The 15,002-nt window shown below is 63.2% G+C and carries 16 protein-coding genes; 12 read left to right on the top strand and 4 right to left on the bottom strand.

The annotated features are described in order from the left end of the window. Position 1 precedes the first annotated feature (1 nt). Positions 2-367, top strand: a complete 366-nt coding sequence (locus Tal182_RS05145; RefSeq protein ID WP_085858344.1) for a nuclear transport factor 2 family protein — start codon at positions 2-4, stop codon at positions 365-367. A 118-nt stretch (positions 368-485) separates the two neighbouring features. On the opposite strand, the gene Tal182_RS05140 is transcribed toward Tal182_RS05145, so the two are convergent. Then, positions 486-1,628, bottom strand: coding sequence for a site-specific DNA-methyltransferase (locus tag Tal182_RS05140; protein WP_085858342.1), 1,143 nt, complete (start codon positions 1,626-1,628; stop codon positions 486-488). A gap of 126 nt (positions 1,629-1,754) precedes the next feature. Between Tal182_RS05140 and Tal182_RS32115 the strand changes: the two genes are divergently transcribed. Next, entirely contained in the window at positions 1,755-2,192 is a 438-nt protein-coding gene (locus Tal182_RS32115; protein ID WP_164517757.1) for a hypothetical protein, read from the top strand. A 107-nt stretch (positions 2,193-2,299) separates the two neighbouring features. On the opposite strand, the gene Tal182_RS05130 is transcribed toward Tal182_RS32115, so the two are convergent. Beyond that, positions 2,300-2,650, bottom strand: coding sequence for an antibiotic biosynthesis monooxygenase (locus Tal182_RS05130; RefSeq protein WP_085858340.1), 351 nt, complete (start codon positions 2,648-2,650; stop codon positions 2,300-2,302). Beyond that, positions 2,647-2,976, bottom strand: a complete 330-nt coding sequence (locus tag Tal182_RS05125; protein WP_085858338.1) for an NIPSNAP family protein — start codon at positions 2,974-2,976, stop codon at positions 2,647-2,649. Before Tal182_RS05125 ends, Tal182_RS05130 begins: the two co-directional genes overlap by 4 nt. Before the next feature lie 71 nt (positions 2,977-3,047). Between Tal182_RS05125 and Tal182_RS05120 the strand changes: the two genes are divergently transcribed. The 6 genes from Tal182_RS05120 to Tal182_RS05095 all read left to right on the top strand — a co-directional run bounded on the left by Tal182_RS05120 (position 3,048) and on the right by Tal182_RS05095 (position 7,522). After that, positions 3,048-3,734, top strand: a complete 687-nt coding sequence (locus tag Tal182_RS05120) for a metalloregulator ArsR/SmtB family transcription factor (protein ID WP_085858336.1) — start codon at positions 3,048-3,050, stop codon at positions 3,732-3,734. A 177-nt stretch (positions 3,735-3,911) separates the two neighbouring features. Beyond that, entirely contained in the window at positions 3,912-4,484 is a 573-nt protein-coding gene (locus Tal182_RS05115; protein WP_085858334.1) for a hypothetical protein, read from the top strand. 52 nt (positions 4,485-4,536) lie between these two features. Continuing rightward, positions 4,537-4,881: a hypothetical protein gene (locus Tal182_RS05110; protein WP_085858332.1), complete on the top strand. Its 345-nt coding sequence runs from the start codon at positions 4,537-4,539 to the stop codon at positions 4,879-4,881. Between the two features lie 10 nt (positions 4,882-4,891). After that, positions 4,892-5,341, top strand: a complete 450-nt coding sequence (locus Tal182_RS05105; RefSeq protein ID WP_085858330.1) for a hypothetical protein — start codon at positions 4,892-4,894, stop codon at positions 5,339-5,341. Between the two features lie 192 nt (positions 5,342-5,533). Continuing rightward, positions 5,534-6,223, top strand: a complete 690-nt coding sequence (locus Tal182_RS05100; RefSeq protein WP_085858329.1) for an HAD family hydrolase — start codon at positions 5,534-5,536, stop codon at positions 6,221-6,223. Between the two features lie 153 nt (positions 6,224-6,376). Further along, a complete protein-coding gene (locus Tal182_RS05095; protein WP_085858327.1) occupies positions 6,377-7,522 on the top strand; it encodes an IS4 family transposase in 1,146 nt (381 codons plus the stop codon). Positions 7,523-7,786: 264 nt separating this feature from the next. Here Tal182_RS05095 and Tal182_RS05090 read toward each other — a convergent pair whose 3' ends face one another. After that, positions 7,787-8,434, bottom strand: a complete 648-nt coding sequence (locus Tal182_RS05090) for a hypothetical protein (RefSeq protein WP_170965922.1) — start codon at positions 8,432-8,434, stop codon at positions 7,787-7,789. A gap of 262 nt (positions 8,435-8,696) precedes the next feature. Between Tal182_RS05090 and thrC the strand changes: the two genes are divergently transcribed. Genes thrC through Tal182_RS05070 form a run of 4 tightly spaced genes read left to right on the top strand, consistent with a single transcriptional unit; the run spans position 8,697 to position 14,972 of the window. Then, the gene (gene thrC, locus Tal182_RS05085) at positions 8,697-10,121 is read left to right on the top strand and encodes a threonine synthase (protein ID WP_085858323.1); all 1,425 of its coding nucleotides are present in this window, start codon (positions 8,697-8,699) and stop codon (positions 10,119-10,121) included. A gap of 3 nt (positions 10,122-10,124) precedes the next feature. Then, positions 10,125-11,420: a pitrilysin family protein gene (locus tag Tal182_RS05080; RefSeq protein WP_085858321.1), complete on the top strand. Its 1,296-nt coding sequence runs from the start codon at positions 10,125-10,127 to the stop codon at positions 11,418-11,420. Between the two features lie 28 nt (positions 11,421-11,448). Next, positions 11,449-12,063, top strand: a complete 615-nt coding sequence (locus Tal182_RS05075; RefSeq protein ID WP_011424324.1) for a GNAT family protein — start codon at positions 11,449-11,451, stop codon at positions 12,061-12,063. After that, positions 12,060-14,972, top strand: a complete 2,913-nt coding sequence (locus Tal182_RS05070; RefSeq protein ID WP_085858319.1) for a sensor domain-containing phosphodiesterase — start codon at positions 12,060-12,062, stop codon at positions 14,970-14,972. The genes Tal182_RS05075 and Tal182_RS05070 overlap by 4 nt, the downstream gene beginning before the upstream one ends. The last annotated feature ends 30 nt before the right edge of the window (positions 14,973-15,002 follow it).

The raw sequence follows: 15,002 nt of genomic DNA, 5'->3' as shown, positions 1-15,002 counted from the left end.
CATGGCTTTCGACCCGGCAGAGGAAATCGAGCGCTTCCACGCCGCCATCAACGCTCTCGATTTTCCCGCGATCGAAGCCCATTTTGCCGAGGACGCGACCTATGTCTCGAACGGCGTCGGCAGCCTTGCCGGACGGAGCGAGATCATGGCCGCCTTCCGGCGCTATTTCGACGATTATCCCGATCAGGCGGCCGGGAATTCGCTGGTGGAGCGGCTGACGCCCCTCTCCGGCCGCGCGGTCTGGTCGCTCCGCGCCACCCACAGCCGGACCGGCAAGCCGCTGATCCGCGAGGGCGAGGAGACGATCACCTTCAATGAAGACGGCCGGATTACGCGGGTCGAAGTCACCGACTATCACCAGTTCTGATCATCGCGCTTCCCCGCTCAAATAGAAGACGCCCGAGGCTCGAGCCCCGGGCGCCTTGGCCTTCTTCCGCAACTGGAGGAAACCGGAAGAAGGTATCTCGATCCCGCGAAGGCGCTGCTCAATCCACCTTTGCCAGATCACTGCGGATGACGGACCTCAGATCGTCGATCGGGCGCAGGGATTGCCCGTCTTCGAAATGCCAGAAGGTCCATCCGTTGCATGCATCGAGGCCCTGCACCTTGGCGCCGAGACGATGAATGGAGCCGGCCTCGCCGCCTGAGGCTACCGTGCCGTCGGCGCGCACGATCGCGCTGTAGCGGCGCTTGGCGTCGGTCAAGACCTGGCCGGGCTTGATCAGGCCGCTTTCGACGAGCACGTTGAAGGCAACGCGCACCTCGGCCTTCTTGCCGGTCATGACGGTCAGTTCCGCCTTCCCCAGCGGCTCGACGGCGGCGATGCGGGCGGATGCCGCATCGATATAATCCTGCTCGCGCTCGATGCCGACGAAGTGGCGGCCGAGACGCTTGGCGACGGCGCCCGTCGTTCCCGAACCGAAGAAGGGATCGAGCACGATATCGCCGGGCTTGGTCGAAGCCATGATGACGCGGGCAAGCAGCGCTTCCGGCTTCTGGGTCGGATGCACCTTCTTGCCGTCCTCGCCCTTCAGCCGCTCATTGCCGTTGCAGATCGGAAACAGCCAGTCGGAGCGCATCTGCACGTCGTCATTGGCGGCCTTCATCGCATCGTAATTGAAGGTATAGCCCTTGGCCTTGGCATTGGGGCTTGCCCAGATCATCGTCTCATGGGCGTTCTGAAAGCGGCGGCCCTTGAAATTCGGCATCGGATTGGTCTTGCGCCAGATGATGTCGTTGAGGATCCAGAAATTCAGATCCTGCAGCGTGGCGCCGACGCGGAAAATATTGTGATAGGAGCCGATCACCCAGATCGAGCCCGTCGGCTTCAGCACGCGGCGGCAGGCAAGCAGCCAGGCGCGGGTGAAGGCATCATAGGCCTCGAAGGAAGCAAACTGGTCCCATTCGTCATCGACCGCATCGACCAGCGACTGATCGGGACGATGCAGCGTTCCGCCGAGCTGGAGATTGTACGGCGGGTCGGCGAAGATGACGTCGACCGAGTGGGTGGGCAAGGCTTCAAGGGCGCTGACGCAGTCACCCTTGATGATCGTGTCAACCCAGGAGCCCGGCCGGGAATCCGACTTGACGGAGGCCTTGAGGTCGGCAAGCGGAAAAACTGATGCCATTCTGATACTCACTCATACGCTCTACGCTTAACTCTCCGTTATGGTTACCCAACTTAGTTACCAAAGCCTGAAGGGGTGGCCGATTTCGGGAATTTATTCGGGTGACAGCCAAGCTGGCCGGCAAAGATGGCCGCAAACACGTCAAACATCTCTTTATTGAAAATTTTCCCGGACATCATGAAAGCTCGTGATCGTGTCAAACATCACCCTATACTCCAACAGCACAGTGTCCGTTATCTTATTACCCTGCATTCTCCTCATCTCACAGGTAACTTGCTTATCAAAATAACTGCCTTTCATGCTGCACTCTCCATCGATCTCGCTTTGACTACCGCGGGTTACCCGCGCGGCATCTGCGATCGCTCGTTCTGGGAATGTAACACCAATGAAATCAGGATTCTGGATGAACATGAGAGCCGTCGAAATTACGAAGAGCACGAAGACAATGTAGATAAAAGAAAATATAGCCGCCCACGCAAATTTTGTTATCTTCGAAACCCACACGATCTGGTTTTTCCGCATTGCTTGATATTTAAACTGCAGATAGCATTTTCTGCATTTTGATAGATGAAATAAATTCATTGTCACGCGTATAGTTCGAACGGGTTGCGCCAACTGCAGTTTTCACAGCGCCGGCCTGGCGACCGCGCGGGATGAGCTCGCTCTCGACCTCACGCCACATCGTGAACGCTGCGGCTATCCGCCGGTGCCTCGTCGCGTTCGAACATGCCGTAGTCGCGCAAGACGCTGGCGATTCGCAGGCGGTAATCGGCGAAGATGCCGCCGCGGCCGGCTTGCTGGGCGGCGCGATGGGCTTCGAGATTGCGCCAGTTTCGGACGGCTTCCTCGTCGCGGAAGAAGGAGAGCGACAGCAGCTTGCCGCGGTTCGTCAGGCTCTCGAACCGCTCGATCGAAATGAAGCCGTCGATTTTTTCGAGCTCTGATCTGAGCTCGCCGGCGAGATCGAGATATTTGTGGCGTTCGCCCATATAGGGCACGACTTCGAAGATGACGGCGATCATGGCAGCACCAGCCTGGCGTGAGGAGCGGAGACGTTTTTCAGGAAGATGCGATCCTCCTTGAGGATGAAGGCTTCGCGCCTGGCGAATTCGTAATTGTCGCGGCCGAGCGGGTCGGCGGCCAGCCTGGCGCGATAGGCCTCGTAGGCGGCGAGGCTTTCGATGTTGTAGACGCCGTAGGCGGTCGTCGCCGATCCCTCGTGCGGGCCGAAATAGCCGATCAGGTCGGCGCCGTTTTTCGGGACGGCCTGGCCCCAGTTGCGGGCATATTCGCCAAAGGCCTCCTTCTTGAAGGGGTCGATCTGATAGCGGATGAAGCAGGTAATCATCGGTGTTTCTCCTTTGTGCCTGCCCGTTTTCGCACATTGCCTGACGGCGATGCTTCGGTTACGATCGAACTATGAAGGAAGGTCCTGACATTGCCCAGATCGGCGCGCTGATCGGCGATCCGGCGCGGGCCAACATGCTGGCGGCGCTGACCGGCGGGCGGGCGCTGACGGCGACCGAGCTTGCCGGCGTCGGCGGCATCACCGTGCAGACGGCAAGCACCCATCTTGCCAAGCTCGAAGCCGGCGGCCTGCTGGCCCAGCGCAAACAGGGGCGCCACCGCTATTTTACGCTCGCCGACGAGGCCGCCGCCCGGCTGATCGAAAGCATGATGGGCTTTGCCGCCGGACGCGGGCATCTGCGCCACCGGCCGGGACCGAAGGAGCCGGCGCTGCGCAAGGCGCGCATCTGCTACGATCACTTGGCCGGCGATTACGGCGTGCGCATGCTCGACAGCCTGATCGCCTCAGGCGCGATCGAGGCGGTCGGAGACGGCCTGTCGCTGACCGAAAAGGGCGAAAGCGATCTTAAGCGCATCGGCATCGACGTCGGCAATCTCAGATCCTCGCGCCGCCCGCTCTGCCGCTCCTGCCTCGACTGGAGCGAAAGGCGGGCCCATCTGGCCGGCAGCCTCGGCAAGGCGCTGCTGTCAAGCTTCCTCGACAAGGGCTGGGCCCGGCGCACCGCCGAAAGCCGCTCGATCATCTTCTCGCCGGAAGGCGACCGGCAATTCCTGGGCCTGTTTCCGGTCGAGGCATAAAGCATCGAATCCATGTTTTGCCTTCTGCAGCTCGCGTGTGACGACCAGACCAAGGTCCGGCCCTGATCCGACTGAGGGCCCAGGATAGGAACAGTGGGATGTAACCGAAGTTTGTCAAACAGCTGTCCATCCGCGCCGGATGCGACAGCAACTCAACGACAAATGGAGGAATACACCATGATGAAGGTAACACATCTGGCATTGGCGGCGGCCCTTCTGGCCGGCACTGCGGTTTCCGCTTTTGCGCAATCGTCCAGCACGGTCGGCACCGGCGGTTCGTCGGCCGGCGGCGGAACTGCGAGCAGCACCGTCGGTACTGGTGGCAGCTCTGCCGGGGGCACCTGCCCTGCCGGCGCCACCAACTGCACGCCCGGCTCATCCTCGACGATCGGCACCGGCGGCTCGTCTGCCGGCGGCGGCACATCGAGCAGCTCGGTCGGTACAGGCGGCTCGGCCGCGGGCTCGGGCTCTGGATCCGGTTCCGCCTCTACGCTTGGCACGGGTGGCTCGTCGGCCGGCGGCGGCACCTCCAGCAGCAGCGTGGGCACCGGCGGTTCTGCCGCGGGCTCGGGCGATGCGAATTCGGCCTCGAGTGTCGGCACAGGCGCCTCGTCGGCTGACGGAGACAAGACCGGCAGCACCGTCGGCACCGGCAGCAGTGCAGCCGGTACCTCGCACGACAACAAGGGCAAGAAGGGCTGTGCGCCCGGCCAGGTCAAGAAGGACGCCGCCGGCACCAAGGGCTGCTGACGTCGTCGGCCGGCGCCACGACGGCGCCGGCCAAACCCCTGGAGATAAGACAATGACCCAACTTTCCACCATCGCACTGACCGCTTCTCTGGCCCTGATCGCCGGGCAGGCAATGTCGGAGGAGATCAAGCTCGACGACGGAACGACATGCACGATCGTCCAGTCGCAGGCGGGGAATACATCCACCACCGTGACGGCGGGCAACGGGCAGGTGTCGTCATCGACCACAACAGGGAGCGGCTCGCCCGGCTCCTCTTCGTCATCCGCTTCGGCCGGCTCCTCGGCCGGATCCGGCAGCGCCGACAGCTTTTCCACGGCGAGCATCACCCGGCCTGACGGCACCGTGATCACCAAACGTTCGGACGGAACCTGTTCCGTCACCAAGCCCATGAAATAGGAGACGGCCCATGAAACCTATCAATCTCATCGCAGCCGCATCCATCGCGCTGCTCGCGTCGACTTCGGTCGGTCTTGCCGAGGAATGCAACGCGGCCGGAACGGTCGGAACGGGCGGCAGCGCTTCGGCCGGCGGCACCTCGGCGAGCTCGGTCGGAACGGCGGGCGCCTGCCGCACCGACGGCGGCACGACCTCCTCGATCGGATCGGGGGGAAGTGCGGCCACCGTCGACGGCAGGGCGCAAAGCAAGACGCATATCAACGATAACAATGGCGACAAGCTCAAGGCCCAGACCAAGGCCCAGGCCGTCGATCAGGGAACGTTCAGCAAATCCCGCACCAAGACCAGCACCGACGGCGACACGCTGCAGAGCACGACCCGCACCATGTCGCATGTGCCCGGCGAGAAGCCGGTGAAGAGCACGACCCGCAACAAGATCATCCTGCCGGAACAACAGTAGTCAACCAGGGCTCGCCATGCATGCATGATGGCGGGCCCTGCCCTTCAGAGATCGTATCAGCGGCAGCCGCTGCTGAGCCGGTCGTCTGCCGCATCGCTGCCATGCTTGCGATCCGGTTGAGCTTTGGCCCCCCATCGTGTAAAGCCGCTGCACTCCCTGATCAGATCCGGACTTGCAGCAAGGCGTGAACATATGGACGGCTTCGACCTTATCATCTTCGATTGCGACGGCGTTCTCGTCGATTCCGAAATCATCGCCGCCGAAGTCGAATCCGCGCTGCTGACGGATGCCGGATATCCGATCGGCGTCGAGGAAATGGGCGAGCGTTTCGCCGGCATGACCTGGCACAACATCCTGCTGCAGGTCGAGCGCGAGGCGAGCATCCCGCTTTCGGCTTCCCTGCTCGATAAGTCCGAGAAGCTGCTCGACATCAGGCTGGCGAACGACGTCAAGGCGATCCCGGGCGTCGAATTTGCCGTCTCCAGGCTGCCGATGAAGCGCTGCATCTGCTCGAATTCGAGCACGAAGCGGCTCGACATGATGCTCGGCAAGGTCGGCCTGAAGTCGCTGTTCGCACCCAACATCTTCTCGGCCAAGGATCTCGGCGCCGACCGCGTCAAGCCGAAGCCGGATATCTTCCTGCACGGCGCAAGCCGCATGGGCATCTCTCCCGACAAGAGTGTCGTGGTCGAGGATTCCGTCCACGGCGTGCACGCCGCCCGCGCCGCCGGCATGCGCGTCATCGGCTTCACCGGCGCCTCGCACAGCTACCCCGCCCATGCCGACAAGCTGACGGATGCCGGCGCCGAAACGGTGATCTCGCGCATGACCGACCTGCCGGGCGTCGTCGCCGCACTGGCGGAATGGGAAGGCGTGCTTTAGGGCCCGCGCCCGCGACACCCACCTCTCCTCCGTCATCCCAGGGCTTGACCCACGGCTGTCCGGTTTAAATTTGGTGGACATGGCGCACGGTGTTGATTCTACTCGTATTCGGATGTTTGGCGACAATCCCGGACACGAAAGAGGAACAACACCGTGCGGCATCAGAATAGCGTCTTTCATGATCTGTTGAAGCGGATTCCGTGGGCGGCCTTCGAAAGACTTGTGGAGGAGCATCAGGCCGACAAGCACGTGCGGCGGCTGTCGACGAAGAGCCAATTGGTCGCGCTGCTCTACGGCCAGCTTTCCGGGGCTGTCAGCCTGCGCGAAATCGTCGGCGGCCTGCAAAGCCACCGCAGCGGTCTTTACCATCTCGGCGCCCAACCGGTGTCACGCTCGACCCTTGCCGACGCCAATGGCCGGCGCTCGAGTGCGGTTTTCGCCGAGCTGTTCGCGCAGATGGTGTCACGCGCCGGGCGTGGGCTCAAGCGGGCCGTCGGCGAGGCGGTCCATCTGATCGACAGCAGCAGTCTGCGCCTTTCCGGAGCGGGATCGGACTGGGCACGCTTTTCCGATCAGGCCTGCGGCGCCAAGGTTCACGTCGTCTACGATGCCAATGCCGAACGGCCGATCTATGCGGCGGTGACGCCGGCCAATGTCAACGACATCACCGCCGCCAAGGTAATGCCGATCGAGGCGGGCGCCACCTATGTCTTCGACCTCGGCTATTACGATTTCGGCTGGTGGGCGAAGCTCAATGCCGCCGGCTGCCGCATCGTCACGCGCCTCAAATCCCATACCAGATTGGCCGTCACAGAGGAAAAAGCGGTCAGCCCGGATGGAACCATCATGTCGGATCGGGTCGGCCTCCTGCCGCAGCGCATGGCGAAAAGCCGCAGGAATCCGATGAGCGGGCCGGTGCGGGAGATCTGCGTGCAGATCGAAACCGGCAAGATATTGCGCATCCTGTCCAACGATCTCGATGCCCCGGCAGAGGAGATCGCCGCGCTCTACAAGCGCCGTTGGGCGATCGAGCTGTTCTTCCGTTGGGTCAAGCAGACGCTGAAGATCCGCCATTTCCTCGGCAACAGCGAGAATGCCGTGCGCATCCAGATCGCCGTTGCCCTGATCGCCTACCTGCTGCTGCAGATGGCCAAGGCTGACCAGACCACCGTCACAAGCCCGCTCGCTTTCGCCCGCCTGGTGCGCGCCAATCTCATGCACCGCCGCAGGATCGACCGCCTGCTGCAACCCACCGCCACTCCGCCACACCATCTCCACCAGATGAGCCTCCAATGGTAACGAATTTAAACCGGACAGCAGTGGGCTTGACCCTGGGATCCATGCGGCTGGCACTGAACAGCAATGGCGTCGCACTGCAAGAGAAGTGGAAGGCGGGCTTGGCTGTGGATCCCAGGATCAAGCCCTGGGATGACGGAGTGTGGGGTTGGGGTTCTCGCCAACACACCGGCGGCAGAGCTTGAGCGCCGCCGCTTTTTTGCCATCGCTCCGTCGCGGTTGCGGAGGCATCGCGCCGGCGCGCCAGACCGCAGGTTGCCGAAATAATCAGCTGCTCTTCTTGCCCTTGGCCGGCTGAGTGTCGAAGCCGACGTTGACGCGCACCAGGGCGCCGGCGCCGACCGGCATCTTGATGCCTTCCTTGCGGAAGATGACCTGCGTGCCCGGTGAGCCCGCTGGGATTTCGGTCGGAAACTTGGTGACCTCGGAGTAGAGCACGTTCTCGCCATCGAGGATGCTGACGCGGATCGGCAGCGTCACCGGGCCGGGAGCACCGGCCGGGCCGGTGATCAGGCGCAGCTGGGCGACGACGGTCATCGTCAGGTTCGTGTCGTTCAAGGTGCACTGGCGGGTATAGTCGCCGAAGGAGGCCTGGAAGACGATCTGCTGCGGATCGTCCTTCTTGCCCTTGGCGTAAGTGCGGAAGATCGCATCCTGGTCACGCATGAAGATCTGCGGGCAGGCGCCCTGGACAACCGGGGCGATGGTGCCCTGCGCCGTCTTGGCCGTGCCGATCGAGGGGTTGTTCGAGGAGGGGTTGGCCGGCGCCAGCGGCATGATCTGGGCATTGCCGTTCGGCTGCGCCGGCGCCGCCTCCGGCTTGTTGTCGCCGCCGATGCCGAGCGAGTTGCAGCCGGCAAGCAGGGCAACGAAAGAAGCGGAGATGATAAGACGCGAGACCTTGCCGAGCACTATGTTCCACCCTTTGCACAAGCGTTTCTTGGATGCCCCAGTCTTTTCCGTGAGGCCTTTCACGACGGTTTGCGATGGTCTATATCAGCGGCGCAAACAAAAATCGATTGGGTACGCGCCGTTTTGATGCACTTTTCGCCGCCGGATGCGGGCAACTTCAACAAGATAACGGCGATGGTATGGCCGCAAGCGCAGCCCCTGCCGGTTTCCGGCGGAGCGGCCCACGGCCGGGCCCGGCCAAATTTCTTCCAGCGATAGATCAAGGATGACCAACGTGGACTATATCTCGACCCGCGGCGAGGCCCCTGCCCTCGGCTTTTGCGACGCCCTTTTGACGGGTTTGGCGCGCGATGGCGGGCTCTATGTTCCCCGCGAGTGGCCCCAGTTTTCGAAGAAAGAAATCCGCGCGCTGAGGGGCAAGACCTATCAGGAAATCGCCTTCACCATCCTGTCGCCCTTCACCAATGGCGAGATCCCCGAGGAAACCTTCCGGGCGATGATCGACGAGGCCTACGGCACCTTCCGCCATCCGGCGATCGCGCCGCTCGTCCAGACCGGCCCGAACAGCTTCGTCATGGAGCTCTTCCACGGCACGACGCTTGCCTTCAAGGACGTGGCGATGCAACTGCTCGCCCGGCTGATGGATTATGCGCTGGAAAAACGCGGCGAGCGGGCGACGATCGTCGGCGCCACCTCGGGCGACACCGGCGGGGCGGCGATCGACGCCTTTGCCGGGCGCGAGCGCACCGATATCTTCATTCTGTTCCCGCACGGCAAGGTCTCGCCGGTGCAGCAGCGGCAGATGACCACCTCGACGTCGTCAAATGTGCATGCGCTCGCCGTCGAAGGCAATTTCGACGACTGCCAGAACCTGGTGAAGGCGATGTTCAACGACGCGGCCTTCCGCGACAAGGTTCGGCTTTCCGGCGTCAACTCGATCAACTGGGCGCGCATCATGGCCCAGATCGTCTATTATTTCACGACCGCCGTGGCGCTCGGCGGGCCGGACCGCAAGGTCTCGTTCACGGTGCCAACGGGCAATTTCGGCGACATCTTCGCCGGCTACTGCGCCAAGCGCATGGGCCTGCCGATCGACCGGCTCGTCATCGCCACCAACGAGAACGACATCCTGACACGGACGCTGAAGACCGGCCGCTACGACATGAAGGCGGTCAAGGCGACGAGCTCGCCGTCGATGGATATTCAGATCTCGTCGAACTTCGAGCGGCTGCTGTTCGAAGCCTGTGGTCGCGACGCCTCGAAGGTGCGCGCGGCAATGGAAAGCCTCAAGCAATCCAACGGCTTCGAGATCGGCGCGCAAGCGCTGAAGGCGATCCGACGCGACTTCCGCGCCGGCCGCGCCAGCGAGCGGCAGGTGGCCGAGACGATCCGCAAGACCCATGCCGAAACCGGTTATCTCCTCGATCCGCATTCGGCGATCGGCGTCTTCGTGGCGAAGAAGAAGGAAAAGCCGAATACGCCGATGGTGACGCTTGCGACCGCGCATCCGGCGAAATTCCCGGTCGCCGTAAAATCGGCCAGCGGTATTGACCCGGCGCTTCCGACGTGGCTTGCTGGTCTGATGCACAGGGAGGAGCGCTTCCAGATCATCAAACCGGAGCTGAAAGCCGTTGAAACCTTTATCGGCCAGCACGCCCGCAGCGAGACGACAGCAGGCGCAGAAAGATAGCCAATGACAGTTGAGTGCACCCGGCTCAAATCCGGGCTGACAGTAGTCACAGAAACCATGCCGCACCTGGAAAGCGTTGCGCTCGGAGTCTGGATCAAATCGGGATCGCGCAACGAGACGGAAGACGAGCACGGCATCGCCCACCTGCTCGAACACATGGCCTTCAAGGGCACGGCGCGGCGTACGGCCCGCCAGATCGCCGAAGAGATCGAGGATGTGGGCGGCGAGGTCAACGCCGCCACCTCGACCGAGACGACCTCCTATTACGCCCGCGTGCTGAAGGATCACGTGCCGCTCGCCGTCGACATCCTCGCCGACATCCTGACGGAATCGGCCTTCGAGGAGGAGGAGCTGGAGCGTGAGAAGCAGGTGATCCTGCAGGAGATCAACGCCGCCAACGACACGCCCGACGACGTGGTGTTCGACAAGTTCTCGGAGGCCGCCTATCGCGACCAGACGCTCGGACGCGCCATCCTCGGCACACCGCAGACCGTCGTTTCCTTCACCCCGCAGCAGATCCGCACCTATCTCGGCCGCAACTATACGACCGACCGCATGTTCGTGGTGGCGACCGGCGCCGTCGAGCATGAAGAATTCCTGCGCATGGTCGAGGATCGTTTCGCCAGCCTGCCGACTTCGCCATCGGCGCCGCCGGTCATGGAAGCGGCCCGTTATATCGGCGGCAGCGTGCGCGAGCCGCGCGACCTGATGGATGCGCAGATCCTGCTCGGCTTCGAGGGCAAGCCCTACCACGCCCGCGATTTCTACTGCTCGCAGATCCTCGCCAATATCCTCGGCGGCGGCATGTCCTCCAGGCTGTTCCAGGAAGTGCGCGAATTCCGCGGTCTCTGTTATTCCGTCTATGCCTTCCACTGGGGCTTTTCCGATACCGGCATCTTCGGCATCCATGCCGCGACCGGCGGCGAAAACCTGCCGGAGCTGGTGCCGGTCATCATCGATGAGCTGCACAAGTCGGCCAATGAGATCCACCAGAAGGAAATCGAACGCGCCCGCGCCCAGATCCGCGCCCAGCTGCTGATGGGCCAGGAGAGCCCGGCCGCCCGCGCCGGCCAGATCGCACGGCAGATGATGCTCTACGGCCGGCCGATCTCCAATCCGGAGATGATGGAACGGCTGGAAGGCATCACCATCGAGCGGCTGACCGACCTCGCCGGCCGCTTGTTCTTCGACACGGTGCCGACGCTTTCGGCGATCGGGCCGCTGGAACAGCTCGCGCCGATGGAAGATATCATCGCCTCGCTTTCGGTCCCGGCGCCGAAGACGATGCAGGCCAGCTGAGCCGACGTCCGTCTGCCGGGAGTGATCGATGCCAAAATCGGTGTTTCGGTTCCTGTCGCGGCAGCCCGATGCGGTGGAGCTGGAGAATGAGAAATACCTCCTGCGCCTGCCGCGCTACCAGGATTTCAACCAGTGGCACCGGCTGCGCGCCGAAAGCCGCAACTTCCTGGAACCGTGGGAGCCGACCTGGCGGCGCGACGAGCTGACGGAGGGCGCCTACCGCGCCCGCGTTATCCGCGGCAAGCAGGAATACGCCTCGGGACAGTCAATCCCGCTGTTCATCTTCCTCAAGGAAAACCGTACCCTCGTCGGCGGCATCACCATCGGCTATATCAGGCGGGGTGCGGCACAAAGCTGCATGATCGGCTACTGGATGGGCGAACGCCATGCCGGCCAGGGGCATATGTATGCCGCGCTTCAGTTGGTTATTCCTTACATCTTCTCCGGGCTTGAGTTGCACCGTATTGAAGCAGCCTGTATTCCAGATAACGCGCGCAGCATGCGTCTGCTTGAAAAGGCCGGGTTTCAACGGGAAGGCTATCTGCGCGGATATTTGAAGATCAACGGTCAGTGGCACGACCACGTGATGTTCTCACGGCTCGCCACCGATACGGATAAAGGCAGGAAAACCGACAGCCGATGACCAGAAACAGCATGCTGCCCAAGTCACCGTCCGGACGAGTGATCGCGGTGATCGCAGCCCTTTTCCTGGCGGTCTTCGCCCTTTCGGCGGGTCTTGCCCGGGCGGCCGAGCCGGTGAAGATTTCCCGTGACGATACCGCGCTCGATCTGACGGCGACAACCGAGATCTACGCCAACCAGGGCGAGGCCTTCCAGGTGTCGACGGCGGCCGGGGCCGACGGCATCCGCCGCCGCATCGAGGTCCGGGCGAGTTCGGAAAACCACCAGGGCGACTGGGCGGTGTTTGCGCTTGCCAACGTTTCCGAGGAACAGCTCGAACGCGTTATCGTCGCCCCGCATTTCCGTCTGGTCAATTCCAAGCTGTTCTGGCCGGATCTCGGCTCGCAGCGCATCAGCGCCATCACGCCGAGCGAAGGTTTTGCGCTCGACCGGCAGCCGAGCGACGAGGCCGATGTCTTCCGCATCACGCTGAACCCCGGCGCCGTCATCACCTTCGTCGCCGAACTGTCGACGCCGGAGCTGCCGCAGATCTATCTCTGGGAGCCGAACGCCTACAAGGATACGATCAACGCCTTCACGCTCTATCGCGGCATCGTGCTCGGCATTGCCGGCCTGCTCGCCGTGTTTCTGACGATCCTCTTCGTCGTCAAGGGCACCTCGATGCTGCCGGCAACCGCCGCACTCGCCTGGGCGGTGCTCGGCTATATCTGCGTCGACTTCGGCTTCCTCGGCAAGCTGATCAGCGTCGCCTCGGCCGACCAGCGAATATGGCGCGCCTGCGCGGAAGTGGCGCTGGCCTCGAGTTTCGTCATCTTCCTCTTCACCTATCTGAACCTCAACCGCTGGCATGCGCATCTCGGTTACGCCACACTCGCCTGGGTGCTCGGCCTTGCCCTGCTCTTCGGCGTGGCGATCTACGATCCGTCGATTGCCGCCGGCATCGCCAGGCTGTCCTTCGCGCTGACGGCGGCGACCGGCCTGCTGTTGATCATCTATCTCGGCTTCAACCGCTATGACCGCGCGATCCTGCTGGTGCCCGCCTGGGCGCTGACGCTCGTCTGGCTGTTCGGGGCGTGGCTGACGGTCACCGGGCGGCTCGACAACGACATCATCCAGCCGGCGCTCGGCGGCGGCCTGGTGCTGATCGTGCTGCTGATCGGCTTTACCGTCATGCAGCACGCCTTTGCCGGCGGCGCCTTCCAGCAGGGGCTGTTTTCCGATCTCGAGCGGCAATCGCTGGCGCTGACCGGCTCCGGCGACATGGTGTGGGACTGGGATGTGGCGCGCGACCGCGTCGTCACCATCCCCGACGTCTCGGTCAAGCTCGGCCTGTCCCCCGGCACCATGCATGGGGCGGCGCGCAACTGGCTGCCGCGGCTGCACCCTGATGACCGCGACCGTTTCCGCGCCACGCTCGACGTGCTGCTCGAACACCGGCGCGGCCGGCTGAACCACGAATTCCGCATCCGCGCCGAGGACGGGCATTTCCACTGGCTGTTGATCCGCGCCCGGCCGGTGCTCGGCTCCAACGGCGAGATCATCCGCTGCGTCGGCACGATTGTCGACGTGACCGAGCAGAAGAATTCCGTCGAGCGGCTGCTGCATGATGCGCTGCACGATAATCTGACCGGCCTGCCGAACCGGCAGGTCTTCCTCGACCGGCTGCAGGCAGTGCTGGCCTTAGCGCCGGGCGGCGACACGCTGCGCCCGACGGTCATGGTCATCGACATCGACCGCTACAAGCTGGTCAATGATGCGCTCGGCGTTGCGGCCGGCGACAACATCCTCATCGCGCTGACCCGGCGCCTGCGCCGGCTGATGAAGCCGCAGGATACGCTGGCGCGGCTTGCCGGCGACCAGTTCGGCCTCATCCTGGTGTCCGAGCATAATCCGGCCAAGGTCGCCGATTTTGCCGATGCGGTCAGCAAGGCGATCATGGTGCCGATCAACTTCTCCAATCGCGAGATCATTCTGACCGCGTCGATCGGGCTCGCTTCCTGGGTGGACCGGCAGGAGAGCGCCAGCGGTCTGCTCAGCGACGCCGAGCTTGCCATGTACCGGGCGAAACGGGCCGGCGGCAACCGCGTCGAGCCGTTCCAGCCGGCCTTCCGCGATTTCGGCACCGACCGGCTGCAGCTCGAAACCGATCTGCGCCGCGCCATCGAGCGCCGCGAATTGTCGATGGTCTACCAGCCGATCGCCCGGCTGGAGGATGTCGAGATCGCCGGCTTCGAGGCGCTGATGCGCTGGGAGCATCCCAAACGCGGCAATATCCCGCCGTCGGAATTCATTCCGATCGCCGAGGCCTCGGATCTCATCGGCCCGCTCGGCATGTTCGCGCTGGAACAGGCAACCAACGATCTGATGAGCTGGCAGACCCAGACCGGCGAATTGCCGATCTTCGTGTCGATCAACCTGTCGAGCGTGCAACTGCTCAACAACGAGCTTTATGACGACGTGCGTTCGGTTCTCGCCAAGACCCATTGCACGCCCTCGCGGCTGAAGCTGGAACTGACGGAATCCATGGTGATGGAAAACCCGGAACAGGCCCGCCTCGTGCTGCAGAAGCTCAAGGAAGCCGGCATCGGCCTGGCGCTCGACGATTTCGGCACCGGCTATTCCTCGCTCGCCTATCTCACCCGCTTCCCCTTCGACACGATCAAGCTCGACAAGGCGCTGGTGCGCGACAGCAGCGACAAGAAGGCGACCGTGCTCCGATCGGTGATATCGATGGCGCGCGAGCTCGAGATGAAGGTGGTGGCCGAAGGCATCGAATCCAACGAGGATGCGATCGAGCTCGCCAAGATGGGCTGCAGTTACGGACAGAGCTATCTGTTCGGCCCGCCGATGCCATCGGACTCGGTGCTGCGGCTGCTTCGCGACCGGTTTCCGCTGACGAAACGGGCGTGAACGAGGGGCGACCGAGCTGACCGGTTTTCC

The organism is Rhizobium sp. TAL182 (assembly GCF_002117725.1).
GTDB lineage: Bacteria > Pseudomonadota > Alphaproteobacteria > Rhizobiales > Rhizobiaceae > Rhizobium > Rhizobium esperanzae.
Note: the sequence above shows the minus strand (reverse complement) of the source record. Positions and strands in the feature narration are given on the sequence as shown.